19 protein-coding genes are annotated in these 25,757 nt (G+C 70.7%); 4 read left to right on the forward strand and 15 right to left on the reverse strand.

Annotated elements, in window-relative coordinates:
- Positions 1 to 50: 50 nt before the first annotated feature.
- Entirely contained in the window at positions 51 to 1,055 is a 1,005-nt protein-coding gene (locus ACW14X_RS03290) for an iron ABC transporter substrate-binding protein (RefSeq protein ID WP_457164701.1), read from the reverse strand.
- A 205-nt stretch (positions 1,056 to 1,260) separates the two neighbouring features.
- Here ACW14X_RS03290 and ACW14X_RS03295 point away from each other — a divergent pair, with 205 nt between their 5' ends.
- The gene (locus ACW14X_RS03295) at positions 1,261 to 2,652 is read left to right on the forward strand and encodes a purine-cytosine permease family protein (protein ID WP_457164702.1); all 1,392 of its coding nucleotides are present in this window, start codon (positions 1,261 to 1,263) and stop codon (positions 2,650 to 2,652) included.
- Positions 2,653 to 2,764: 112 nt separating this feature from the next.
- On the opposite strand, the gene ACW14X_RS03300 is transcribed toward ACW14X_RS03295, so the two are convergent.
- Genes ACW14X_RS03300 through ACW14X_RS03320 form a run of 5 tightly spaced genes read right to left on the reverse strand, consistent with a single transcriptional unit; the run spans position 2,765 to position 7,404 of the window.
- Entirely contained in the window at positions 2,765 to 3,682 is a 918-nt protein-coding gene (locus ACW14X_RS03300; RefSeq protein WP_160024103.1) for a LysR family transcriptional regulator, read from the reverse strand.
- A 20-nt stretch (positions 3,683 to 3,702) separates the two neighbouring features.
- A complete protein-coding gene (locus ACW14X_RS03305; protein WP_457164703.1) occupies positions 3,703 to 5,151 on the reverse strand; it encodes an aspartate ammonia-lyase in 1,449 nt (482 codons plus the stop codon).
- Positions 5,148 to 6,287 (reverse strand): M20 family metallopeptidase, encoded by a 1,140-nt coding sequence (locus tag ACW14X_RS03310; protein ID WP_457164704.1) that lies wholly within the window; start codon positions 6,285 to 6,287, stop codon positions 5,148 to 5,150. Before ACW14X_RS03310 ends, ACW14X_RS03305 begins: the two co-directional genes overlap by 4 nt.
- Positions 6,287 to 6,955, reverse strand: a complete 669-nt coding sequence (locus ACW14X_RS03315) for a DUF1028 domain-containing protein (RefSeq protein WP_457164705.1) — start codon at positions 6,953 to 6,955, stop codon at positions 6,287 to 6,289. The genes ACW14X_RS03310 and ACW14X_RS03315 overlap by 1 nt, the downstream gene beginning before the upstream one ends.
- Positions 6,952 to 7,404, reverse strand: a complete 453-nt coding sequence (locus ACW14X_RS03320; RefSeq protein ID WP_201451046.1) for a RidA family protein — start codon at positions 7,402 to 7,404, stop codon at positions 6,952 to 6,954. The genes ACW14X_RS03315 and ACW14X_RS03320 overlap by 4 nt, the downstream gene beginning before the upstream one ends.
- 180 nt (positions 7,405 to 7,584) lie before the next feature.
- Here ACW14X_RS03320 and ACW14X_RS03325 point away from each other — a divergent pair, with 180 nt between their 5' ends.
- A complete protein-coding gene (locus tag ACW14X_RS03325; RefSeq protein WP_457164706.1) occupies positions 7,585 to 8,844 on the forward strand; it encodes a flavin-containing monooxygenase in 1,260 nt (419 codons plus the stop codon).
- Positions 8,845 to 9,111: 267 nt separating this feature from the next.
- Here the strand turns inward: ACW14X_RS03325 and ACW14X_RS03330 are convergent, their stop codons facing one another.
- The 3 genes from ACW14X_RS03330 to ACW14X_RS03340 are packed head-to-tail and all read right to left on the reverse strand — an operon-like array spanning position 9,112 to position 14,188.
- Positions 9,112 to 11,163, reverse strand: a complete 2,052-nt coding sequence (locus ACW14X_RS03330; protein ID WP_457164707.1) for an oxidoreductase — start codon at positions 11,161 to 11,163, stop codon at positions 9,112 to 9,114.
- The gene (locus ACW14X_RS03335) at positions 11,160 to 12,674 is read right to left on the reverse strand and encodes an APC family permease (RefSeq protein WP_457164708.1); all 1,515 of its coding nucleotides are present in this window, start codon (positions 12,672 to 12,674) and stop codon (positions 11,160 to 11,162) included. The genes ACW14X_RS03330 and ACW14X_RS03335 overlap by 4 nt, the downstream gene beginning before the upstream one ends.
- A 29-nt stretch (positions 12,675 to 12,703) precedes the next feature.
- A complete protein-coding gene (locus tag ACW14X_RS03340; protein WP_457164709.1) occupies positions 12,704 to 14,188 on the reverse strand; it encodes an aldehyde dehydrogenase family protein in 1,485 nt (494 codons plus the stop codon).
- A 99-nt stretch (positions 14,189 to 14,287) separates the two neighbouring features.
- On the opposite strand from ACW14X_RS03340, the gene ACW14X_RS03345 reads away from it, so the two are divergent.
- Positions 14,288 to 14,941 carry a TetR/AcrR family transcriptional regulator gene (locus tag ACW14X_RS03345; protein ID WP_160024111.1) on the forward strand — a complete coding sequence of 218 codons (654 nt, stop codon included), beginning with the start codon at positions 14,288 to 14,290 and terminating at the stop codon, positions 14,939 to 14,941.
- A gap of 3 nt (positions 14,942 to 14,944) precedes the next feature.
- On the opposite strand, the gene ACW14X_RS03350 is transcribed toward ACW14X_RS03345, so the two are convergent.
- Both ACW14X_RS03350 and ACW14X_RS03355 read right to left on the reverse strand, forming a co-directional pair.
- Entirely contained in the window at positions 14,945 to 15,571 is a 627-nt protein-coding gene (locus ACW14X_RS03350; protein WP_457164710.1) for a hypothetical protein, read from the reverse strand.
- Between the two features lie 83 nt (positions 15,572 to 15,654).
- On the reverse strand, positions 15,655 to 16,857 hold the full coding sequence (locus ACW14X_RS03355; protein WP_457164711.1) for an MFS transporter: 1,203 nt from the start codon (positions 16,855 to 16,857) through the stop codon (positions 15,655 to 15,657).
- A gap of 47 nt (positions 16,858 to 16,904) precedes the next feature.
- Between ACW14X_RS03355 and ACW14X_RS03360 the strand changes: the two genes are divergently transcribed.
- The gene (locus tag ACW14X_RS03360; RefSeq protein WP_457164712.1) at positions 16,905 to 17,561 is read left to right on the forward strand and encodes a FadR/GntR family transcriptional regulator; all 657 of its coding nucleotides are present in this window, start codon (positions 16,905 to 16,907) and stop codon (positions 17,559 to 17,561) included.
- Positions 17,562 to 17,584: 23 nt separating this feature from the next.
- Here the strand turns inward: ACW14X_RS03360 and ACW14X_RS03365 are convergent, their stop codons facing one another.
- From ACW14X_RS03365 to ACW14X_RS03380, 4 genes are all read right to left on the reverse strand, one after another.
- Positions 17,585 to 19,012: a phytoene desaturase family protein gene (locus ACW14X_RS03365; protein ID WP_457164713.1), complete on the reverse strand. Its 1,428-nt coding sequence runs from the start codon at positions 19,010 to 19,012 to the stop codon at positions 17,585 to 17,587.
- Positions 19,013 to 19,034: 22 nt separating this feature from the next.
- A complete protein-coding gene (locus tag ACW14X_RS03370; RefSeq protein ID WP_457164714.1) occupies positions 19,035 to 21,149 on the reverse strand; it encodes a hypothetical protein in 2,115 nt (704 codons plus the stop codon).
- 95 nt (positions 21,150 to 21,244) lie between these two features.
- A complete protein-coding gene (locus tag ACW14X_RS03375; protein WP_457164715.1) occupies positions 21,245 to 24,805 on the reverse strand; it encodes a TIM-barrel domain-containing protein in 3,561 nt (1,186 codons plus the stop codon).
- A 100-nt stretch (positions 24,806 to 24,905) separates the two neighbouring features.
- Positions 24,906 to 25,757, reverse strand: a complete 852-nt coding sequence (locus ACW14X_RS03380) for a class II fructose-bisphosphate aldolase (RefSeq protein ID WP_457164716.1) — start codon at positions 25,755 to 25,757, stop codon at positions 24,906 to 24,908.

Raw genomic sequence — 25,757 nt, forward strand, 5'->3', positions numbered from 1 at the left:
CAGCCATCTCCCTGAGGAGGCGGCCGGAAACGTGCCGAGATGCACGCTGCTCAGAGGAACCCGGCTTCCGTCATCATCTCGACCACCGCGTCGCTGTCGAGCTCGGAGACCGAGACGGCGGGCGGGTCGAGCTCGGAGAACGGCTTGACCGGCGGGTTGAGCTGCACCTCGGGGTTCAGCGGGTACTCCAGCGCGTAGCTGTCGGCCAGCCCCTGCTGCCCGGTCTTGCCGGTGAGATAGCCGACGAACTTCTCGGCGTCCGTCTTGTGCTCGGCCGAGGCCAGCACGCCCGCCCCGGAGACGCTCACGAAGGCGCCCGGGTCCTGGTTGCCGAAGAAGTGGAGCTCGGAGCTGTCGCTGACCTCACCGGACTCGGCCTGGTCGCGGTACCAGTAGTAGTGGTAGATGACGCCGACCGGCACCTCGCCCGCGTTGACCGACTCCAGCACGACGTTGTTGCCGTCGTAGACCGTGCCGTTGGCCTTGATCCCGTCGAGCCACTTCTTGGTGGCCGCCTCGCCCTCGGTGGCCAGGACTCCGGCGACGATCGCCTGGAAGTCGGCGCCGGTCGGCGAGAAGGAGATCTTGCCCTTCCACTCCGGCTCGGCGAGGTCGAGCAGCGAGGCCGGCAGCTCGGCCTCGGTGATCTGGTCGGTGTTGTAGACCAGCACGGTGGAGCGGGCCACGAAGCCGGTCCAGGCGTTGCTCTCCGGCCGGTACTGCTGCGGGATCGGCGCGGTCACGTCGTCCGGCAGCGTGGCCAGCAGGCCCTCGCGCTCGACCGCGGCCATCGCCGGGGAGTTCTCGGTGAGGAAGACGTCGGCCGGCGACTTCTCGCCCTCCGCGACCAGCTGTGCGGCGAGCTCGAGGTCCTTGCCGTTGCGCAGCTCGACGTCGATCCCCGTCTCCTTCTCGAACGCCGGCACCAGCTCCTCCATGAGCTGCTCGTGCTGGGCGTTGTAGACGACGAGCGCGTCGCCGGAGGAGCATGAGGTGAGGGTCGTCGCGAGGAGGGCGACGGAGACCGAGACCACGACAGCGGAGAGAGGCTTCACGGCCTTCCTTTCATTTGGTAAGCCTGACCTTACGAAGGTTTACCTAAGAAGGCGAGCACGACTATGTGACGGTTTCGGTTCGCGTTGGAGCTCGATCCGCACCTGCATCGGTTTTGCCGATGCCTTACGCCAAAAGGATTCGTTTGCCAGAGGAACAACCCAGTCACGACCATGGTGGGGCGCCTCACACCTTTGGAGAATGACCATGTCTGACCAGCCAGTCGTCGAGAAGCACACCATCGGCTACGTCCCACCCGAGGACCGCCATGGCAAGGTGCGCGACCTCTTCACCCTGTGGTTCGGGACCAACATCGCTCCCCTGCCCGTCGTCACCGGTGCCGCCGGCGTCACCGTCTTCGGCCTCGATCTGTTCTGGTGCGTCGTCGCCATCGTGGTCGGCCACCTCGTCGGTGGCGTCTTCATGGCGCTGCACTCGGCCCAGGGTCCGCAGATGGGCATCCCGCAGATGATCCAGAGCCGCGGCCAGTTCGGCTCCTACGGGGCACTGATCGTCGTGGTGATCGCGGCGGTCATGTACCTGGCCTTCTTCGCCTCCAACATCGTCCTCGCCGGTCAGTCGCTGCACGGTATCGCCGACCCGATCCCGGTCGAGGCGGGCATCGTCCTCGGGGCGCTCGGTTCCGGCCTGATCGCCGTGATCGGCTACAAGGTGATCCACTCGCTCAACAAGGTCGCCACCTGGGTCCTCGGCATCGGCATCGTGCTCGGCACCGTCGCAATCTTCGTCTCCGGCCTGCCCGCGGGCTTCTGGACCCAGGGCGGCTACAGCACCGCTGGCTTCCTCGCGACGGTCTCGCTGGGCGCCCTGTGGCAGATCGCCTTCGCGCCGTACGTCTCGGACTACTCGCGCTACCTGCCGGCCGGCGTCGGGGTGAAGGCGACCTTCACCGCCACCTACCTCGGCTGCACCCTCGGCTCGATCCTGCCGTTCGTCTTCGGCGCGATCGTGGCGCTGGCGATGAAGCCGGGCGTCGAGGTGATGACCGGGGTGCGCGACACCACCGGCGCGTTCGGTACGCCACTGCTCGTCCTGTTCCTGCTCTCGGTGATCAGCCACAACGCGCTCAACCTCTACGGCACCGTGCTCTCGGTCATCACCTGCGTGCAGACGTTCGTCGCGTCCTGGATCCCGACCGCCCGCAGCCGCGTGGTGCTCTCGCTGGTGGTGATGGCCGCCTCGACGTACTTCGCCATCGGCGTCTCCGGCAACTTCATCTCGCACTTCGTCGACATCGTGCTCGCGCTGCTCGTCGTGCTGGTCCCGTGGACCGCGATCAACCTGATCGACTTCTACCTGATCCACCGCGGCAACTACGACCTCGACTCGATCTTCGCGGCCGACGGCGGCATCTACGGCCGCTTCAACGGCCAGGCGATCCTCGCCTACGTGATCGGCATCGTCGTCCAGATCCCGTTCATGGCGACGCCGCTCTACACCGGCCCGGTCGCGGACAGGCTCAACGGCGCCGACCTGAGCTGGATCATCGGCCTCGTCGCGACCGCCCCGATCTACTACCTGCTGGCTCGCGGCCGCAAGCTCGCACCGAGCGAGATGGCGATCGCCGCGCAGGCCTGACCCGCTCGTCGAGTCGGCTCATCCTGACCGCAAATCCCGCCGAGTCGGCTCGTCATAACGAGCCGACTCGGCGGGATTCTTGTCAGTTCGAGCCGACTCGACGGTCAGGCGGTCAGCGGCCTTCCCGCCGTCGCGCTGCCCGGCCCGAGGAGCGGACGAACGCCTGGGCGCGGGCGGTGAGGCGTACGCCCTTCATCGAGGCCAGCACGACCTCGAGGGGTTCGACCGGGTCGGTGATCTCGAGGGTCACGATCTGCGCACCGTCGTAGGTCGTGTCGCTCGCCGGGCGCTGGTTGAGGACCGACCATCCCTGGCCGTTGGCGACCATCGCCCGGACGGTCTCGAAGCCGGCGCTGCGGTGCCGGATCTGCGGGCGGAAGCCCGCCGACTCGACGAGCCGCTCGAAGTACTGCCCGCTGTGCGGCAGGTCCAGGAGCACCATCGGCTCCTCCTCGAGCTCGGCGAGCGCGACCTTCTTGCGGCGCGCCAGCCGGTGGCCCTTGCCGATGAGGACGTACGGCGCCGCGAGGCCGACCCGGACGTGGTCGATGTCGTCGTCGAGGTCGTAGCCGTACATGAGCGCCAGCTCGCAGCTGCCTGAGCGCAGCGCGTGCTTGAGCGCGGCGTGCTCGTCCTCGACGACGGAGACGTGGATGCCAGGGTGGTCCTGCTCGCAGGCGGCCAGCAGCCGAGGCAGCTCGAAGGGGCCCAGGGTGGTGAAGCAGCCGATGGCGAGGTCGCCGACGAGCGCCTGCCCCGCAGAGCGCGCCACCTCGACCAGCTCGCTGGTGTGCACGAGGTAGCTGCGCAGCTCGCGGTAGAACTCCTCGCCGGCGGCCGTCAGGGTCAGGCCGCGCGCGTGATGGCGCAGCAGCAGCTGGACGCCCAGCTCCTTCTCGAGCTGGGCGACCGCCGTCGAGACCGCCGACTGCGAGACCACGAGCTGCCGCGACGCGGCGGTCATACTGCCCAGCTCCGCGGCCGCGGCGAAGTAGCGCAGCTGGGTCAGGGTGAAGGACGGCTCGGCCATGCGGGCCATCCTGCCCGAAGTCACTCTCGTTTCGCCCCGTTGACGCCGTCGGCGCCGGTTGCGTCGAGGTTCGCGAGCGTCTCGGGTCGCAGCAGCGCGTCGAGCAGGACCGGGTCGAGCCCACCCGCGGCGAGCGCCAGATCCCGTACGTCGCCCGCACCGCTCAGCGCGGCCTTGGCGATCTCGGCGGACCGCGCGTAACCGAGCAGCGGGGTCAGGGCGGTGGCGAGGCCGGCGTTGCCCGCGGCAGCGGCGGCGAGCTTGGCGACGTCGACGGTGATCCCGTCGACGCACATCTCCCGCAGCGAATCGAAGGCCGCGGCGGTCCAGGTGAAGCCCTGCAGCAGGCCGTGCGCCATCACCGGCTCGAACGCGTTGAGCTGGAGCTGGCCGCCCTCGGCCGCCATGGTGACGGTGAGGTCGTTGCCGATCACCCAGAAGGCGACCTGGTTGACCATCTCCGGGATGACCGGGTTGACCTTGCCGGGCATGATGCTCGACCCGGCCTGACGGGCGGGCAGCTGGAGCTCGCCGAGCCCTGCCTGCGGGCCGGAGCTGAGCAGCCGCAGGTCGTTGCAGATCTTGGACGCCTTGACGACGATCCGCTTCAGCACGCTGGAGACCTGCACGAACGCGCCGGTGTCGCTGGTCGCCTCGACGAGGTCTCCCGCGCCGACCACCGGCAGGCCGGTGATCTCGGCGAGGTGCCGGACGGCGAGCCGCCGGTAGTCGGGGTGGGCGGTGATCCCGGTGCCGATCGCGGTGGCGCCGAGGTTGATCTCGCACAGCAGCACCCGCGAGTCGGCCAGCCGGGCCAGCTCCTCGCGCAGCGTGATGGCGAAGGCGCCGAGCTCCTGGCCGACCGTCATCGGGACGGCGTCCTGGAGCTGCGTACGGCCGATCTTGGGGACCGCGCGGAACTCGGCCGCCTTGCGGGCGAACGAGTCGGCGAGGGCCGCGGTGGCCTCGACCAGGCGGTCGATCGCGCCGACCAGGGCGAGCCGGACGGCGGTCGGGTAGACGTCGTTGGTCGACTGGCACCGGTTCACGTGGTCCAGCGGGTGGATCTCGTCGTAGCTGCCGAACGGCAGGCCGAGGATCTCGAGCGCACGGTTGGCGACGACCTCGTTGGCGTTCATGTTGGTCGAGGTGCCGGCGCCGCCCTGGATCACGTCGACGACGAACTGGTCGTCGAGTGCCCCGTCGCGGACCTCCTGCGCGGCGGCGGCGATGGCGGCGTGGCGACGGTCGTCGAGCAGGCCGAGCTCGTGGTTGGCACGCGCGGCGGCGAGCTTGACCGCGCCGAGGGCGGCGACGAGCGAGCGGTGGCTCCCGACGGTGGTGCCGCTGATCGGGAAGTTTCGCAGCGCGCGGGCGGTGTGCACGCCCCAGTAGGCGCTCGCCGGGACCTCGAACGGGCCGAGCGAGTCGTGCTCGGCGCGGGTGGCCGGGGCGTCGACGGTGGTCATCGTGCCGCCGCCTCCTCTGCGACGTCGAGCGCGGTCCAGGCCAGCGCGATGGCGGCGTCGAGGAGCGCCTTCTCGGCGTCCCCGCCGACGCAGTGCGCGGCGAACTCGGGCTGGTGGTTGAGTGCGGTTCCCGAGTTGATGCCGACGTAGGGGTGGATGGCGTTCACGACCTGGGAGACGTTGCCCATGTCTGTGGAGGCTCGGTTCATCCGGCGAGCGGGGGTCCCCGGGTCGAAGACCCGGCCGATCTCCTCGGCATTGCGCCGGTACGCCGCCAGCGCGGGCGCGAACGTGCGGAACTCGGCGTACGGCTTGCTCTCGGGTTCGACGGTGAGCTGCGCGCCGGTGGCGAGCGCTCCGGCCTCGAAGCAGCGCCAGACCTTCTCCTCGGTCTCGGCGAGCTGGGCGAGGCTCTCGGCGCGGACGTACCAGCGGCCCTCGGTCCGCGCGGGGATGGCGTTGGGTGCTTCTCCCCCGTTGGTCATCACGCCGTGCACGCGTACGGTCGGCGGCAGCTGCTGACGGAGCAGGCCGATCGCGACCTGGGCGATGGTGAAGGCGTCGGCGGCGTTGACGCCCTGCTCGGGATAGGCCGCCGCGTGGGCCGCCTTGCCGCGGTACTCGACGTGCGAGTGGGAGACCGCGAACGGCTCGGCCTCGGCGACGTCGACGGGAGCCGGGTGGGCCATCATGGCCAGGTCCAGCCCGGCGAAGGCGCCGCGCTCGAGCAGCTCGATCTTGCCGCCGCCGCCCTCCTCCGCGGGGGTGCCGTAGACCTCGATGGTGAGCCCCGCGGCGTCGGCCAGCGGGGCGAGCGCGCGGGCGGCGCCGACGGTGATCGCGGAGATCAGGTTGTGGCCGCAGGCGTGACCGAGGCCGGGGAGGGCGTCGTACTCGGCGCACAGGCCGAGGCGGAACGGTCCATTGCCGAAGGTCGCCAGGAAGGCTGTCTCCAGACCGAGGTAGGCCGGAGTGACGGTGAACCCGGCCTCCTCGAGGGACTCCGCGACCCAGCGCGAGGAGTCGTGCTCCTCCCAGCCGGTCTCGGGGTTCGCGTGCAGCTGCTCGGAGAGCCGGATCAGGCGCTCGGCGTCGCTGCCGACGGTTGTTGCTGCGTACTGCTTCGCGGTGGTCATCACTCGTCCCCGGGGACCCCGTAGGACGGGGCGGCGGTGGGATCGAGTCCGCGGGTCACGTAGTCGTCGCGCTGCGGCAGCCAGACCTTCAGCAGGTCGCGGAGGTCCTCGACCGGGCGCTCGCTCCAGTCGACGCGGAGGTCGGTGACCCGCCAGGCGACGTCGCGTACGACGGAGAGGCCCGCCGAGTGCAGCGGTCCGGCCTCGCCGCCTGCGGCCAGCCCGGCCTCCAGGGCAGCCAGGAGCCGCTCTTCCAGATCCCCGGTCGCGGCCTCGAAGCCCGAGACGACGGCGTCGACGACCTCGGTGCCGGCCAGCAAGTTGCCGGCGGCGACCACCTGCGGCGCGACGGCGTGGTGGTGGATGCCGAGCGACCCGGAGCCGCTGTACGCCGCACCGGCGCTGTCGAGTCCGAGAACGGTCAGCTGGCGGTGGTCGATGTGCTCGCGGCCCTGGGTGACCGACGCGAGCGCGGCCCGGGCATCGAGCCCCGAGGCGAGGGCGTCGAGCAGCTCGGTGCCCAGGCGCGGGTCGGTGATGTTCTGCGACGAGGCACCGCCGACGCCAGGGCGCAGGTGGATGCAGCGCGCGGCGACGGCCGGGCTGGACGAGGTCACGGCGATGCCGACGGCGCCCGTGCCGTCGGTCGCGAGGACGGAGAAGGTCACTTCGCCACCTCGGGGATGACCGCGATCGCGTCGACCTCGACCAGCCACTCCGGGCGGGCCAGGGCGGAGATCACCAGGCCGGTGGAGATCGGGTGCACGCCCTTCGTCCAGCGGCCGATCGTCCGGTAGACCGTCTCGCGGTAGCGCGGGTCGACGATGTAGATGGTGAGCTTGACCAGGTGCTCCATCTCGGCACCGGCCTCCTCGAGCAGCATCTTGATGTTGGCCATCGCCTGCTCGGTCTGCGCCTCGACGTCGCCGATGCCGACCGACTCGCTGGTGTCCAGGTCCTGCCCGATCTGACCGCGTACGTAGACGGTGTTGCCCGCGACGACGGCCTGGCACAGGTCGTTGTCGAGGTTCTGCTCGGGGTAGGTGACGCTGGTGTTGAACGGGCGGATCCGGGTGTGCCCGCCGACGACGATGCTGCTGGGTTTGTTGGTCTCCACGACGACCAGTCCACCTCGTCCGAGAGCATGTGTCCAACAGATGTTTCCAAGGACTATCGTCAATGAAACAGATGCAGTGACGTCGGCTGCGATTGCATCAGGATTGCATCAGTCGATCCGATGGGTAAGGCCAACAACATCTGTTGGACATGACCAAGGGCGGCGGCTCAGGATCTTGGTATGGCAAACGAAGACATCGAGGTCCTCGTCGTCGGCGCCGGTCAGGCCGGCGTGGCGATGAGCGAGCACCTGAGCGACAACGGCGTCCCCCATCTCGTGCTGGAGCGTGACCGGATCGCGGAGCGCTGGCGCACGATGCGCTGGGACTCGCTCGTCGCCAACGGCCCGGCCTGGCACGACCGGTTCCCGGGCCTGGAGTTCCAGGACGTCGACGCGGACGCGTTCGCCACGAAGGACCAGGTCGCGGCCTACTTCGAGGCGTACGCCGAGAAGATCGCCGCTCCGATCAGGACCGGCGTCGAGGTCACCTCGGTGACCCGCAACCAGGGCCGTCCGGGCTTCCGGGTCGAGACCTCCGACGGCGTCATCGACGCCCGGTTCGTGGTCGCGGCGACCGGCCCGTTCCAGCGGCCGGTCTACCCGCCGATCGTCCCGGACGGCGCGGTCGCCGTGCAGATGCACTCGAGCGACTACCGCAACCCCGACCAGCTTCCCGAGGGCAACGTCCTCGTCGTCGGCGCCGGCTCCTCCGGCGTTCAGATCGCCGACGAGCTGCAGCGCTCCGGCCGCCAGGTCCACCTCTCGGTCGGACCCCACGACCGTCCCCCGCGCAGCTACCGCGGCCGCGACTTCTGCTGGTGGCTCGGCGTCCTGGGTCTGTGGGATCTGGAGACCCCGGTCGCCGGCGCGGAGCACGTCACCATCGCCGTCAGCGGCGCCCGTGGCGGCCACACCGTCGACTTCCGCGCCCTCGAGGCGAGCGGGATCCAGCTCGTCGGCATGACCGACCGTTTCGACGCCGGCACGCTCACCTTCCGTGAGGACCTGGCCGAGAACATCGCCCAGGGCGACGCCAACTACCTCGCCCTCCTCGACGCCGCCGACGAGTACGTCACCCGCAACGGCATCGACCTGTCCGAGGAGCCCTCGGCCCGCGACCTCGGCCCCAGCCCTTCCGCCGCGACCACGCCCCTGCTGTCCCTCGATCTGGCCGAGGCCGGCATCACCACGGTGATCTGGGCGACCGGCTTCGCGACCGACTACAGCTGGCTCCAGGTCGACGCGCTCGACGAGAACGGCCGCCCGGCCCACCGCCGCGGCGTCTCCACCGAGCCCGGCGTCTACTTCGTCGGACTCCCCTGGCTCTCCCGCCGTGGCTCGAGCTTCATCTGGGGTGTCTGGCACGACGCCAAGCACGTCGCCGGCCACATCGCGACGCAGCGTAGCTACGCGGCGTACGACCGACAGGCGCGCGGCTGATCAACGGCGCACAGCCGCGTCACATCGATGGCCCGGATCCCGAAAAGGGATCCGGGCCATCGTCTTTCTTCCCCAACCCAACCCCAGCCGAGTCGGCTCGTCATGACGCGCCGACTCGACGTCCGATCCGGTCAGAACGAGCCGACTCAACACCGGATCCGGTCACGATGAGCCGACTCGGCATCGGGTCGGCGGACGACAAGCACCGCGCCCCGGCCTCGCGAGGAGGCCGGGGCGCGGTTCTCTGCGCAGCTGGCGGGTTGCGCCTCAAGCCAGCTGGGTCACCTCGCGCCGGAACGGCACCTCGTCGTTGGAGGGCAGGACGGCGTCGAACTCCTCGGCCGCGCGGCGGCCGGACCAGACGGCGGCCGCGATGGTGCCGGGGCCCCAGGAGTCGCCGATGCCGCGTACGGAGGCGATCTCGCCGGCGTCGCGACGGGCGAGCAGGTCGAGGTAGAGCTCCTCGCGCGGAAGGCGGGCGGTCACCATGACGACGGCGTCGCAGTCGAGGTCACGCTCGATGCCGGCGTAGGCGTCCTGAACCCGGACACCGCCGGTCCCGACCGACATCACCGCGTGGTCGGTCACCCGGGTGATGCCGTTCTCGATGAGCCGTCGCTGGATCCGGTTGATCTCGAAGGTGTTGTTGGTCCACGACGACACCTGCGCCCCGGTGGTGACGATCGAGACCTCGTAGCCCTTCTGCGCGAGCAGCTCGGCGACGACACCACCGAGGTAGTAGTGGTCGTCGTCGTAGACGACCACCTTCTTGCCGTCGGGCAGCCGGCCGGCGAAGAGGTCGTCGGGCCCCAGCACCTGGGCGCCCTCGGCGATCGGCATCGCGGTGGTGTGGAAGCGGGCGACGCCATCGGTACGCCAGGTGGCACCGGTCGCGGTGATGACGTGCTCGAAGCCGAACTCGACGATGTCCTCGGCGGCCATCGGGCTCTCGCGGTAGATCTCCACGTTGGGGAGCTCGGCGAGGACGGCCTCGCGGTACTCCTTGACCCGGCCCCACGCCGAGAGCCCGGGCAGCTTCGACTCGGCAGTGACCCGGCCGCCGAGGTCACGGCCGGCCTCGGCCAGCACGACGTCGTAGCCGCGTACGCCGAGCGCCCGGGCCGCCTCCAGGCCGGAGGGACCGGCGCCGACGACGAGGATGCGGGAGTCGCTCTCCTTGGCCCGGATCCGCTCCGGGTGCCAGCCGCGGCGCCACTCCTCCCCCATGCTCGGGTTCTGGGTGCAGCGGATCGGCGACATGGTGAGGTCTCCGGAGACGCAGATGTTGCAGCCGATGCACTCGCGGATCAGGTTGAGCCGGCCGTCACGGATCTTGTTCGGCAGGAACGGGTCCGCGATCGACGGACGCGCGGCGCCGATCAGGTCGAGGATGCCGGCCTTGACCTGACGCACCATCGCGTCCGGCGAGGTGAACCGGCCGACGCCGACGACGGGCTTGGAGGTGAGCTTCTTCAGCCCGGCGACGAACTCCTCCTGGCGACCCTCGGGTGCGAACCGCGAGGTGACCGAGTCGCCCTCCCAGCTGCCCATCGCGAAGTCCCACAGGTCCGGCAGCTCGCCGAGCTCGCGCAGCACGCCCTCGATGTCCTCGCGGGTGATGCCGCCGTCGATCTCCTCCTCGACCGTGATCCGGCAGGCCACCGCGGCCCGGCCGGCGACCTCGTCGATGGTGTCCTCGAGGAGCTCGCGCAGCAGCCGCATCCGGTTCTCGAGCGAGCCGCCGTACGCGTCGGTGCGGTTGTTGTAGCGCCGGGAGAGGAAGTGGTGCGGGGCGCCGTAGCCGTGGGCCCCGTAGACGTAGACGACGTCGTAGCCGGCCTCGAGGGAGCGGCGTACGGCATTGCGGTGCCAGCGCCGCAGGTCCTCGATGTCCTGCAGCGACATCGCCCGGGCCTGGACCGGCGCGATGGTGTCGGGGGCGACCGGGAGGTGCGCGGGCCCGAGCGGGGTCTCGCGGCTGAGCTGGTTCGGCGCGTTCATGCCGTTGTGGGCGAGCTCGATGCCGGCCAGGCCGCCACCCTCGTGGATCGCGTCGGCGATCCGCTGGAGCGCGGGCAGGTCCTGGTCGTCCCAGATCCGCAGCTCGATGAACGGCGCGATGTCGGAGGTCGCGTGGATCTCCACCTGCTCGGTGCACACCACCGACCAGCCGCCCTCGGCCTTGATCTTGCGCATCGCCGCCTGAGCGCTGGGGTCGCGGTAGCCCATGCCGTTGCAGTGGGGCACCTGGTAGAAGCGGTTCTTCGTGGTGAACGGCCCGATCTGCACGGGCTCGAACAGGATGTCGTATGGAGTCATCGGGTGGGCTCCTCGCTGGGAACGGACGAGACGGGGGCGCCGACCTCGGCGCGGACGCGGGCACCTCGGACGTACCCGATTCCGCACAGCAGAAGCAGGCAGCCGAGGGTGCCGAGCGTGAAGACCTCGAAGGTCAGCTGGCTCACGCCCCAGATCTCCTTGAACGGGTACGCCTCGCCGAACAGCCGCTCGAGCGTGCCGGGGAACACCGCGACCCACGAGCCGAGCAGGACCCAGGCGAAGGCCACCCAGCCGAGCACCGCGAAGCCGCGGTCGGAGACGGGCACCCGGAAGGGACGCGGGCGGTCGGGGTAGCGGGTGCGCAGCCGGATCGCGGCCGGGATGACCAGCAGATAGCTGAGCAGGAACGTGGAGATCGAGATCGTGAGGACGACACCGAAGATCGAGGCGCCCGAGCCGGTGACCTGCATCGCGACGAGCAGGAACACCGTGGCCACGACGCCGGAGAGCATGTTGACCCGTACCGGTGTACCGAGGCCCTCGTGGAAGCGGCCGAAGAACCCGCCGAAGAAGGAGCCGTCGGCGGCGGTCATCGCCTGCATGCGGTCGGAGATGATCATCCACGCCGCGCCCTGGCTCATCAGGATGTAGACGAAGACGACGGCGGTGAGCGTGAGCAGCGGCTCGGCCGCGGGGCCGTAGACGGAGTAGACGGTGCCGACGGCGTCGAGGAGGCCGCCGATGCCGGTGATGTCGTCGCTGGGGACGACGAGCAGGATCGCGAAGATCGGCACCAGGTAGCAGACCGCGGCGGTGGCGCAGGAGCGGAAGATCGAGACCGGTACGTCGCGGGCCGGGTTCTCCATCTCGCCGGCGGCGCTGTTGGAGGACTCGAAGCCGAGGTAGGCGAAGAGCAGGATCGGGACGGAGCCGAACAGGCCGAGCAGGGTCGGGCTGAAGTCGCCGCCGCTGAGGTCGACGACGCCGTTCTTGGCGGCGTAGATGACCGTGGTCAGCACGAAGAATGCGAGCAGGCCGACCTTGAGGATCGCACCGCTGGTCGGCAGCCACTTGCCCTTGGCGAGGCTGGCGATCGCGGCGACCACGGTGATCCAGATGAAGACGATCTTGAACAGGTAGTCGCCGACCGAGCCGTGCTCGAGCGGGGTGATGTAGACGCTCACGGTCTCGGCGGCGAGGAAGGCCATCGAGCCACCGACCCACACCGGCTGGGTGATCCAGGTCAGGATCGCGGCCACTGCAGCGGCGGGGCGCCCGAAGGCGTCTCGGACCCAGGTGTAGGCCCCACCCTCCTCGCTGAACGCGGCGCCGGTCTCGGCGAAGATCAGGCCGTACGGCACGAGGAAGAAGACCGCGAGCACGAGGGCCCACGTGAACGCCTCGGCGCCGTAGAGCGAGACCTGCCCGAGGGTCTCGAGGCCGACGACGGCCGCGATGAGCAGGAAGACGATGTCGAAGCGTCGTAGCGTCTTGCGGAGATGTGACTGTTGCTCGGCCGCGAGGGCGGTCGGCTGGTTGGTCTGCGTCATGGTGTGTCCCTGGCTGGTCGGGCTGGCGGTCAGTGGTTGATCCAGACGGTCTTGAGACCGACGTACTTGTCGAGGGCGTGCAGCGAGAGGTCGCGCCCGAAGCCGGAGCCCTTGAACCCGCCGAACGGGGTCCAGGCACTGAAGGCGTCGACGCCGTTCACGGTCACGGTGCCGGCGTGGATCCGCTCGGCGAGCCGGTGCGCGCGGCTCAGGTTGCCGGTCGCGACCGAGGCGGCCAGGCCGTACGGGGTGTCGTTGGCGAGCGCGACCGCCTCGTCCTCGGTGTCGAAGGCGGTGACCGCCAGGACCGGCCCGAAGACCTCCTCGCGGGCGAGGGCGTCGGCCGGGTCGACGTCGTCGAAGACGGTGGGTTGGACGTAGCAGTCGCTGCCGTCGCGGGTGACCCGTTCGCCGCCGGTGACCAGGCGCGCCGTCGAGGTCGTGGCGTCGTCGACGAACTGCATGATCCGGTCGGTCTGCTCGGGCGAGACGATCGCGCCCATCCCGGCGGCCGGGTCGAGGGGGTCGCCGGGGGCGTACGCCGCGGCCTCCTTCGCGACGAGATCGACGAACTCCTCGTGGACCTCGCGCTGGACCAGGACGCGGGAGTGCGCCGAGCAGACCGCTCCCTGGTTGAACCAGATGCCGAAGGCGGTCTGCTTGGCCGTGGTGGCGAGGTCCTCGGCGTCGGCGAAGACGACGTGCGGGCTCTTGCCGCCGCACTCGAGCCAGACCTGCTTGAGGTTGGACTGGCCGGCGTACTGCAGGAAGTACGCGCCGACCTCGGTCGAGCCGGTGAAGGCGAGCACGTCGACCTCGCGGTGGAGGCCGAGCGCCTTGCCGGTGGTCTCCCCCAGTCCGGGGACGACGTTGAGGACACCGTCGGGGATCCCGGCCTCGGCGGCGAGCTCGGCGATTCGCAGCGCCGAGGACGGCGACTGCTCGGCAGGCTTGAGCACGACGCTGTTGCCGGCCGCCATCGCCGGGGCGACCTTCCAGGCGAGCATGTCGACCGGGTAGTTCCACGGCACGACCGCGCCGACGACGCCGAGCGGCACGCGGCGGATCAGCGCCGTGGTGCCCGGCGGGGTGGGCGCCACCTCGTCGTTGATCTTGTCGATGGCCTCGGCGTAGTAGCGGAACAGGTTCACCGAGAACGGCAGATCGAGGTCGTACGCATCCACCACCCGCTTGCCCATGTCGAGCGAGTCCAGGACCGCGAGCTCCGCGGCATGGGCGGCGAGGAGGTCGGCGAAGCGGAGCATCCGCTCCCGGCGGAAGGCGACACCCGCCCGCGACCAGCCCCCGTCGTCGTACGCCGCCCGCGCCGCGCGCACGGCCGCGTCGACACCGGCGGCGCCGGCGTCGGCGACCTCGGCCAGCAGCGTTCCGGTGGCGGGGTTGCGATTCTCGAAGGAGCCCTCCGCGGTGTCGACGGAACGGCCGCCGATGAACGCTCGGGTCCGGGGCCGGACCTCGGCGGCGATCTCTCGCCAGTCCTGGTGGGTGTGCACAAGCAAGTCCTTTCTTTGCGCTTCACCGCAAATATGAGCCTCGCCACACCAGGTGTCAATCATTCGCCCGCAGATTTCACATACGCGTTACGGTTGAGCATGGCTCGACGCAAGGACCAGGCCGCTCGGCGCGAACATCTGACCGCGGCAACACTCACCGTGATCGCGGCCCACGGCTTGGCCGGCGCCACGATGAAGAACATCGCCGCCGAGGCCGGGATCTCACCGCGCCTGATCGCCTACTACTACCCCGAGCTGGACGGCCTCATCGAGGCCGCCCACCAGGCCGCGACCGACCGCTACTACTGGTCCCGGCAGCGGGCGATCGAGGGCGACCTCTCCCCCGCCGAGAAGCTCGGCCGCCTGATGTATTCCGGTCTTCCCCGAGGTGAGGACCTTCTCCTGAGCCAGGTCCTCGACGAGATCTCGGTCAACGCGAGCCGCAGCCCGATGCACGCGACCCTGATGACGCTGCTCTTCGACCGCGAGGTCTCGCTCTACACCGCCGTGCTCGAGGTCGGGCGTGCCACCGGCGTCTTCACGCTGACCGACTCGGCCGAGGCCATCGCCCGCAACTTCGTGGCCCTCGAGGACGCCTTCGGCCTCCACCTGCTCGCCCACAACTCGTCGCTGACCCTCGAGCGCGCCGAGCAGCAGCTGGCCAGCTACGCCCACTCCGCCCTCGGCGTCCGAGTCGCTCCGATCGACCCCGAATTGCCCAAGAAGGCAAAGAATCCGCCGGCTGCGAGGTAGTGGTCAGGCAGCCGCGACCTGGGCCGGACGCGACGTACGCGACAGCGCCTCGACACCCCAGCAGGCCAGGCAGCCGACGAGCGGGATGGCGACGGTCGACACCATCATGAAGAGGTCGGACACGACCAGCGGGCCGCCCAGGGTCTCCCAGGCCCTGTCCGCCCACCCGATCCACCCGATCATCAGCACTCCGGGCACCACCAGTCCGACCAGCCACAGGAGGCCCCGACGCCGCGCGATCCCCCACGCGGCCGTCAGGCACAGCACGGTGATCACCATCTGGAGCCGGATCATCCACAGCCACCACTCACCGACTGGCAGGTCGATCGCGCCGCGCGCCATGAGGAAGCTCGCGATCAGCCAGAAAGTGTCGAAGATCCACGGCACGAGCAGGAGGAGCGGCGCAGCGACCCGACGGACGAACGTTCGTCCACGCCAGACCAGTACCGCTGCGTACGTCAGGTAGACCAGCGTGAACAGCACACCCCGGAACGCGTAGATCTCGGGATGGCCGAGCTCCCACTGGAGCCGGCTCAGCAGCACCAACCGCAGGGCCTCCGCCCCCGCGACGATCGCCACCGCCACCACCGAGAGTCCAACCCGATCCGTCCGCTCCGAGATCTCCGCCATGCCAGCAGTATTGCGGTTCAGGCGACGTAAGGGCGGGTGGACGACCGACGTGTCGGCTATTCCAAGATCAGCGAGCCGACCGCTCAGTCCTCGGCAGGGTCTCCGATGACGACCGGTCGCCCGGCGACGTACCCGGCGAAGATCTGGACGAGCGCGAGCCCCAGCAGGAGCGCGATCGGGACCGACCACGAACCGGTGGACTCGCGCAGCAGGCCGACGAGGAACGGGCCGGCGGCAGCGAGGAGGTAGCCGATGCTCTGCGCCATCGAGGACAGCGCGGTGGTGCCGGCGGTCGTCGCGGTGCGGATGCTGAACAGGGTCAGGGCCACAGGGAAGACCGCGCCGCCGATGCCGACGAGCACGGCCCAGAGCCAGGCGCCGGCGACGGGAGCGAGCCAGAGGCCGGCGAACCCGATCGCCAGGAACGCGGTCAGGACGGCGATCAGGTGGCCCTGCGACGACGCGCGGATCGCGAGCGAGGGGGCCAGGAAGAACACGGGTACGCCGACCAGGATGCTCACCGCGAGCAGCAGCCCAGCCGTCGCGTGACTGAAGCCGGCGTCGGCGTAGATGCTCGGCAGCCAGCTCATCACCACGTACGCGAACAGCGACTGGGTGCCGAAGACGACCGTCACTGCCCAGGCGGTGGGCTCGCGCCACAGCGCGACCCGGGGTCCGCCGCCGCGGCGGTGACCGCGGTCGCGCAGGTGGGGCAGCCACGCCAGCAGAGCCAGCGCGGCGAGCAGCGCCCAGACGCCGAGGCCGGCCCGCCAGCTTCCGGCGGCGTGGGCGATCGGCACCGTGACCCCGGCTGCGATCGCCGCGCCCAGCGACATCACCGCGCTGTAGGCACCGGTGACCGCGCCGACCCGGTTCGGGAAGCCCTCCTTGACCACGGCGGGAAGAAGTACGTTGGCGAGCGCGATGCCGGCGCACGCGACGAACGTGCCGGCGAGCAGCAGCCAGGGGTCGCCGATCACCCGGACCAGCAGCCCGGCGACCAGCAGGCCGAGCGCGACGCCGATGCCACGATGTATGCCGAGCCGGCGCGCGAGCGTCATCCCCGTGGCACCGACGACCGCGAAGCAGAGCACCGGCAGCGAGGTCAGGAAGGCCCGAGTGCCGGCCGAGAGCCCATCGAGACTGTCGAGGAGGGCACCGAGCGACGTGATGCCCCCACGCAGGTTGGCGGCGACCAGCAGGACCGCGACCAGCAGCCACACCGTCGACCGAACGGCTCTGTTCGACGGCGGAGAATCGGGGCGGGACTGGATGCGGGAGTTCACGCCCTCTAGGATGCCAGACATCGGATGATTGGATGAAAGGACGGCACGTGCCGCTCTCCACCACCACGCCTCGCTCCCTGGTCGACCAGGCGATCGACGGCATGCGCGCCCTCCTCGCCGACGGCGAGTGGGCCGTCGGCGCCCGCATCCCGCCCGAGCCCGAGCTCGCCGCGGCTCTCGGCGTCAGCCGCAACACGGTGCGCGAGGCCGTACGCGCCCTGGCCCACACCGGCGTGCTGGAGGTGCGACGCGGCGACGGGACGTATGTCGCCGCCTCCAACGAGGTGGCCGCGATGATGCGGCGTCAGGTCGGCCGGGTGGACCTGGCGCACGTCCTCGAGGTCCGCCACGCGATCGAGACCCGCGCCGCGGCGTTGGCCGCCGATCGTCGTACCGAGGACGACCTGCGATCCCTGACCGCCATCATGGAACGGCGCGCCACTGCCGTCGCGACCGGGGACGCCGACGCCTTCGCCGAGGCCGACGCGGAGTTCCACCTCGGCGTGGTCACCGCGACCCACAACCCGCTCCTCATCGAGCTCTACGCCGGGTTCGAGGACACCCTGCGCGCGACCATCCACCTCGACGACGAGACGGCCGAGATCGCCGACGAGCACCTCGCCGTCTTCGACGCGATCCGTGCCCAGGACCCCGGTGCCGCCGCGGCTGCCGTCACCGGCCTCCTCCATACCCTCGCCCGCTGACTGGCCTGGTCAGCCCAGCCGCTTCAGCCCAGCCGCTTCAGCGCGGCCTCGGCCGCATGGAAGCCGCCCATGCCGTGGACCCCGCCGCCCGGCGGTGTCGCCGAGGAGCACAGGTAGACGCCCGGGACGCCGAGGGCGTACGGATCGAGCGCAGGGCGCGGCCGGAAGGCGATCTGGAGAGCGGTGTTCGCGCCGGCGCTGATGTCGCCACCCACCCAGTTGGGGTTGTACGTCTCGAACTCGGCGGGCGTGCGTGTGGAGACCGCCACGATGCGCTCCCGGAAGCCGGGCGCGAAGCGCTCGATCTGGCCGAGGATCGCCTCGGTGGCGTCGCCGTCGTAGGCGTGCGGGACGTGGGCGTAGGCGTAGATCGGGTTGACCGAGCCGCGGGACCGGGTCGGGTCGGCGAGGTACTGCTGTCCGAGCAGTACGAAGGGCCGCTCGGCCATCACGCCGCGGGTCGTCTCCTTCTCGATGGCGGCGATCTCGGCGGCCGTGCCTCCCAGGTGCAGCGTGCCGGCGCGACGGCACTCCTCGTTCGTCCACGGGATGTCGCCCTCGATCGCGATGTCGACCTTGAAGGCCGCCGGACCGTAGCGGTATCGGCCCAGCGCGCGACGTACGCGGGCGGGCAACGCGTCGCCCACGATCTCGAGCACGCCGGCCGGTGCGGTGTCGAGCAGGACGACGTCGGGGCGGCCGCCGGTGAGATCGCGCAGCTGGTCGAGGGAAGTGACCCGGACCCCGGTGACCACCTTCCCGCCGAGCTCGGCGAGCTCGGCCAGCAACGCGCGGGTGATGCTCTCGGTGCCACCCTCCGCCACCGGCCAGCCCACGGCGTGCGTGGCCGCGGTCAGCATCAGGCCGACCGAGCTGCTGAGCGGGGTGTCGAGGCGCGCGAACGCATGGGCGGCGACACCCATGAACAGCGCGCGAGCCGGGTCGTCCTGGAACCGGCGGACCGCCCAGGTCGCCGGCTGCAGGGCGTCGATGCCGAAGCGGCCCAGGACGACCGGGTGGCGCGGCACGTGCACCACCGGCTGGAACACCTCTGCGATCAGCGCCTCGAAGTTGCCCGTCGCGTTGGCGAAGAGCCGGTCCCACCGGCCGGCGTCCTCACCGAGCGAGCGCCGGGTCAGCTCCCGGTCGCGGGCCGCGACTCCCGCCCGGCCGTCGTCGAGCGGGTGCGCGAGATCGATCTCCGGCCACAGCCAGCGCAGGCCGTGCCGCTCCAGCCCCAGCGAGGCGAAGAAAGGCGAGGCCACCCCGGTCGGGTGGAACGCGGCGCAGTCGTCGTGGAGCACACCGGGGACGGTGTGCTCGCTGGTCCGGGTGCCACCGCCGGGCCGTTCGTACGCCTCCACGACGGTGACGTCCATCCCGGCCTGGGCGAGCCGGATCGCGCCGGCCAGCCCGTTGGGACCACTGCCCACCACCACTGCCGAGCTCATGGCGTCAGCGTACGCAGGCTCGTCAATGCTTCGGGAGGTGGACGCGGATGAACGCCGGCCGATACAGGAGCGGGTTGCGCAGGACCGCGCCGAAGTCGGTGCTGTTGCGGCTGTAGGAGACGACCACCGAGCCGGGCTCCTCGAGGATGTCCGGGTGGGCGAGCGGCATGTAGCGGAGCTCGCCGCGGGCCACGCCGGAGGGAAGGGTGCCGACCGGCGGTTGCGCTCGGAACGGACCTGTCGGCGACGACGAGGTCCAGAAGACGAGGTCGTCCCCGAGGAACTCATCGCTCTTGCTGAAGGCGTACCAGCGCCCGTCGCGCTCGAAGACGCTCAGCGTCTGGGAGACGCCGTCGGCGGCGGGGATCAGCTCGCTCGAGGATCCTGCCCGCTTCGTCCAGCCGGTGCCGTCCCAGTAGGTCCAGCGGTCGGGGTCGGCGACGTGGTCGGGCGCGACGCGGGCGACGTGCAGGGCGAACCCGGTGCCGAGCGGCGGGTCGGGCTCGCGGGCGGTGCCGTAGAGATAGAGCCACTCGCCCGAGACGGCCGCCGCGGCGCCCCACATCGGCCGGCGCGCGTCGGCGTCGTCGGCACCGATGTCGGTCACGGCGATCAGCTGCGGGACTCCCCCGTCCGGGACCACGAACTGGGCGATGGCCGGTCCGAGTGCCTCGAAGCCGAACGCATCCTCGGAGTCGGTCGTACGCACCCGCTGCGCCGCCACCACGACGAGGGCGTATCCCGGCTTGTCGAGGGTGGTCACCGACATCGGCCAGTAGCCCACGCCGTCGTCCCGGTCGGGGATGATCGCGCCGCCGGACTCCGGGAGGACGACCTGCAGGCAGTCGGGCTCGACGAGCAGCATCGAGTTGCGTACGAAACCGGCGCCGGAGAACTTCTCGTCCCGCAGGGTGTCGCCGAACATCCAGATGCTCCGGCCATCACTCAGATGGGCGCTCACCCCCACGTCGCCGCCCTGGAGCGCCGGCTCGGCGCGGAGCCTGGTGATCCGGTTGAGGTCGTCGACGTCCTCGACGGGTCCCGCCGGGACACACTCGGTCGTCGAGGCGAGGCTGGCCAGCGGGCGCGGCACCGCCTCGCTGTGCAGCGCGGAGGTCAGCGCGGTCGCGAGGATCGTCAGGCAGGTGGCCGAGGCGAGGACCAGGCCGAGGTTTCGCCGCCACGACCGCACCGACGCGAGCGCACCCGGGCGTTGGACGTCGACGCGGACCAACCACCGCATCGCCACCAGCACGATCAGACCGAGCAGCGCCGATCCCGCGATGGTCACCACGGGCTGGGCGATGCCACGCCCATCACCGGTCGCCGCCCACAACAGCGACTCCCCCGCTCCCGCGATCGTCCATCCGGAGCCGATCGCCCACGCATCCGCGAGCAGCAGGCGGTCCCCGGCGAGGAGCAGAGGCACCGGCCCGGCGACGATCACCGTCGCCGCGAACAGCAGTCCCGGCAGCCCGCCGATGATCTCGCAGGCGAAGGTCAACGCGCCCGCGGCGAGCACCGTGGCAGCGAGGACCGACCCCACCAGCAGCTGCTCCCCCGCCGGCGCCGGCCCCGCGAGCAGCCAGCCGACGACACCCGCTGCCACCGCCAGTGCCGCGAGGGCGGTCAACCGCGCCAGGAGCCGAGGCAGCGTACGCGCGAACGGGCCCCATACGAGCGAGACGACGCAGACCAGCAGGAAGCCGGCCAGCGCGGTCGCGAAGGTGACCCAGGACAGCGGCCGTCCCTCGAGCCGATCAGCCGGCTCCGCGACCACGACCGTACGTCCGCGGGTCTTCTCGATCCGCTGGACCTCGGCCTGGATCGCGCGAGCGAGCGCCGGCCGGTGGGCCGTGGCCAGACGCAGCTCGTCCTGGGTGCCGGACAGGTCGATGGCGAGCTCGGCGACGACGTCACCGCGCTCCAGCAGCTTCGCCGCCTCGGCGCGGCTGTCGACCGCTCCGGCCGAGAACGGGTGCCCCGGGACCGCGTTCACCTGCTTCACCAGCGGAACCGTGACGACATCGGGACCCACCAGGACCACCGGAGCCTCGTGCAGCTCTCCGGAGTCGGCGCGGAGCCCGGTGACGATCCAGCCCAGGGCAATCAGGACGAAGACAGCGCAGAGCACCACCTCACGACGACTCCCTGGTCGCACCGCTCACCACCGTCCTCCGTCACCGCAGCGCGCGGTTCATGAGGCCATGTAAGCAGTGCGACCGGGTGGGTCTAGTTCGGGGTGGCCCGCCACCGCTGCGATGCGGCCGCGGTGTCGGTCTGCTGGATCACCAGTCCGTTGGCGCCGGCGGCCAGGCTGAGACCGCTGTGCTTCGCCGAGAACTTCAGCGACGCGCCGTCGGCCGCGATCACCCACCGCTGGTTGGGCGTGCCGGTGCAGGTGTACTCCACGACCGGGTCGCCGCTCGTCTTCGAGCTGTAGGCGACGTCGGCGCACAGACCGGTGCCGGCGTTCTTCAGCTGGTAGCTGCCGTCGTCCTCGTTGCGGGTGACCACCCACTTCTGCGACGCCGCCGCTCCGACGGCCGACGTGGTCAGCTGACCGTTGCTGGTCGCACCGGCGGCATCGAGCGCGAGCCCCGAGGCGACGCTGCCGAGCGAGTACTGGCCGTCCGCCAGGGCCGGCGGAACGATCTCCTCGTCGCCGATCGTCATCGCGAACACGTGCACGGCGGCATTGGCGGGCAAGGTGACCGCGGCGATCTCCTTGGCCGGGTCGGTGCGCAGCGTCTTGGTGAACAGGCGGTAGGAGACCGTCGGATAGGCCGGGCCGTTCGGGGTGTTCTTCCCTAGCGTGGTGACGGCCACCTTGGCGCCGTAGCTGTCGGTCGCCGCGCAGCACCAGTTGGGAAAGCCGAGCGTCCCCGTGGAGGAGGTGCCGTCGGAGTAGTGCACGGTCGCCTTCGCGGAGGCCGACAGGCTGGTGCCGGTCCCCAGGAACGCCAGCGCGTTGCCCTTGCCGCTGATCCGGATGGTCTCGCCACCGGAGGCCACGTTGTCCTGGGTGCCGGGTTCCGAGTCCGGCCAGGTGAAGTCGAAGCCGTTCGCGCTCACCGTCGCGCCGGGGGTGACGCCCTTCTCGGCGAGCTTGTCGGCGAGGAAGCTGCTGCCGCCGCCGTCGATGTCACCCGGTCCGGGATCCTCGGCCCTGGTGACACCCACGTTGTTGAACGCCGAGGCCAGGTCCGGGTGGGCGACCGTGGTCGTGGCCGAGTCCGTCACGGCGTACGTCCGGTCGTGGGCCACGTAGGTCGCGGTCGCGTCGATCTTCACCCGGCCGGGTGAGGCGTCTGCCGGCGGCGTGACGCTGAACGTCGCGGTGCGGGAGGCACCCGGCGCGAGGGACCCCGACACCGCAGCCCCCGGGCGTACGTCCCAGCCCTCGGGTGCAGCGGCCGTGATCGACTCGAGCTGGACCCGGGAACCGGTGTCGTTGGTGAAGGTGGCGGTGACGTCCGAGGCCTCACCGGCGACCGCGATCGCGGCCGTGGCAGCGTCGAGGGTCACGTTGCGGTCGCTCGGGTGGCCGCCGCCGACCGCCGAGGACCCGTTCAGCGCGACCACGGCCCCGGTGGCGGTGGACAGCTTCCCGGTCTTGACCTGCGTGATGCCCGTCGCGGAGTCATGGAACCAGCCGGTCGCCGCGCCCTCGAGCTCGTCCTTCGAGGCCCGCTTCGGCAGCTCCTTGCCGTCCAGCTCGACGCCGCCCGGCTCGGCATCGGCGTGCACGCTGAGCCCGTACTCGCGGGAGGCGGGCTTGCCGCCGTACGAGCCGTCCACCTCGCCCAGCCGCACCACGACGCGCCCGCGGCCCTGCGACGGGGCGTCGACCTCGAACTCCTGGGTGGCGGACTCGCCGGAGGCGTGCGCCTGGCTGCGCCCGTCGTCCTCGTAGTTCACGAACGACGAGGACCCCTGCGGGTAGATGTCCAGATCGAGCCGGCCCGACTTCTTGCCCTGCTGCCAGTCGAGCGTGCCCTCGGGGAACTGCGGCACGACCGCACCGGCGCGTACGAAGAGCGGGAGCGTGTCCAGTGGAGCCTTGTAGCCGTCGATCGTGGTCGGTCCCTGGTGGACCCGGCCGCTCCAGTAGTCGACCCAGGTGCCTTCGGGGAGGTAGATCCCGTCGCGGGTCGTGGCGTCCTCGTAGACCGGGGCGACCAGGAAGTCGTCACCGGCGAGGAACTCGTACTTGACCGCGTCGCCCCAGGTCTTCGGGTCCTCGGGGTAGTTGAGGTAGAGCGGCTTGACCGCTCCCACGCCGTTGCGGTTGGCCCGCATCGTGTGCGTGTAGAAGTAGGGCAGCAGCCGCTCGTGCAGGCTCAGGTACTTCCGGTTGATCGAGGTGTACGGCTCGCCGTAGCGCCACGGCTGCTTGTCGGAGGCCGCCCACCCACTCATCAGGTAGGTCATCGGCAGGAACATCTTCCACTGCATGTCACGGACGTACGTCTCGGCGCTGCCGCCGAAGATGCCGTCGACGTCGCCGGTGGCGAGGTGCTGGCCGGACATGGTGGAGCCGGCGTACGTCGGGATCTGCCAGCGGATGTAGTCCCAGCTTCCGGACTGGTCGCCGCTCCACACCGCGGCGCAGCGCTGGGTGCCGGCCCAGCCCTCGACCGTGAGCACGGTCGAGCGGTCGGCGCTGTTGGTCTCGATGCCGTCGCGGGCCTGCTCGCAGGCGTCCAGCGCGAAGCGGTAGCCCGGGCCGACCCAGGCGACGTCGGTCTTGCGGACGCGAACGCCGGCCTTGACCTCGGTCTCCTGCTCGGTCAGGTCGTCCTCGGTCCACAGCCCCAACTCGGCGCCGTGGTCGTTCAGCATGTCACCGGTCTCGGCGAGGTCATCGTAGCCGCAGCCGTAGCCGTCGTTGACCAGCATCCAGCCCAGCGGCATCTTGTGCTCGGCGTAGCCGTCGGCGATCGCCTTCGAGTCCCGCAGGGTCTCGCGCTCGCCGCGGTTGGCGTTGTGGAGATAGCAGTCGGCGTCGCCGACCTCCAGGGCGTACATCGGCACCGCGACCGGGCGTCCGGTCAGCTCGGTGTAGGAGTCGATGACGCGCTCGGCGTCGCCGACGAAGTAGTAGGCGTCGAAGCGCTGCTCGTCGTGGGTGGTCGTGGTCGGCGCACCGAAGTCGTAGCTGCCGGCCGCGAAGGTGTTGCGCAGCACGCCGTAGCCGCGGGAGGAGACGTAGAACGGGACCGCGTTCGGGTTGCCGCCGTCGTTCCAGTTGAAGTCGCGCGAGATCTTGATCGTCTCGCCGCGGTGGCTGAACCGGCCGTTCTGCATGCCGCCGCCGAAGAACTGCTCCTCGGCGCCGCGCTGCAGGTGCTGCGCCGTGCTCTTGTCGTCCCAGGTCAGCGGCGAGGCCTCGGCCATCAGCACCTTCCCGTCCGGGTCGGTCAGTCGCAGGGTGATCGGCTGCTTGGTCACGGTGAGCACGGCCTCGTCGGTGCTGATGACGTACGCCGCACCGGTCTCCTTCACCGAGGACTGCCCGCCGGGGTAGTCGCGCTTGACGACGATGTCGGCGTCGGGGGCGCCGGGGTCGGTGGGGTCGTCGTTGGCCGGGTCGGTGAACTCGCCGTCCGGGGCCAGGCGCACGCGCACCATGTCGGCGTCCTCGAAGGTCACGCGCAGCGCGGCCTCGCCGGACTCGAAGGTGTAGCTGTCGCCGTCGCGCTCGAAGCCGGTGACGTCGCCGAGCTCGCTCGCCTCGGCGGCCACGGAGCTCACCGGGCTGAGCGCGACCAGTGCGGCGGCCAGAGCCACCCCTGGGACCAACAACCGTCTGATTGAGTGATTGAACATGATCGCCTCACGCCCTAAAGAGTCAGAATCAATCGTAAGCTGGAGGCGACTGTAACGCAGGTCACACTGCCCGGTCCACCCTTGGTCCGCCGATCAGAGCGAGCAGTCGCGCGGCCTCGCCGGCCACCGCATCGCGGCCGGAGCCGAGGTACTTGCGCGGGTCGACCTTGCCCTCGTCGGCGATCGCCGCGCGGACGGCGCGGGTGAAGGTCGCGTTGAGGTGGGTGGCGATGTTGACCTTGGTCATCCCGGCGGCGATGGCGGCGACGATGCCCTCGTCGGGCACCCCCGAGGAGCCGTGCAGCACGAGCGGCACGTCGACGGCGGCGGCGAGCCGGGTGATGAGCTCGTTGTCGAGCGAGGCCGTGCGGGTCGTCATCGCGTGCGAGGAGCCGACGGCGACCGCGAGCGCGTCGACTCCGGTGGCCTCGACGTACGCCGCGGCCTCGGCCGGCTGGGTGCGGACGCCTGGTGCGTGCACGCCGTCCTTGCCGCCCACCTCGCCGAGCTCGGACTCGACGGAGGCACCACGCTCGTGGCACCAGGCCGCGACCTTGGCCGTGGCGGCAACGTTGGAGTCGTAGTCGAGCTTCGCGGCGTCGAACATCACCGAGGGGCACCCCAGCTCGACGGCCTCCTCGACGAGCTCGACGCGGGTCGCGTGGTCGAGATGTACGCAGACCGGCACCGTGGCGCTCTCCGCGATCGCGATGGTCGCCCGCAGCAACGGCGCCAGCCGGCCGCGGTAGTCGACGGTGTTCTCGGAGATCTGGAGCACGACCGGACGGCCGGCCTGCTCGGCCCCGGCGACGATCGCCTCGGCCAGCTCGAGCTGGATGACGTTCATCGCGCCCAGGCCGCGGCCGGTGCCGCGGGCGTGGTCGAGCAGCAGCGACATCGGTACCAGGGGCAT

The organism is Nocardioides sp. YJ-D4, assembly GCF_054031495.1.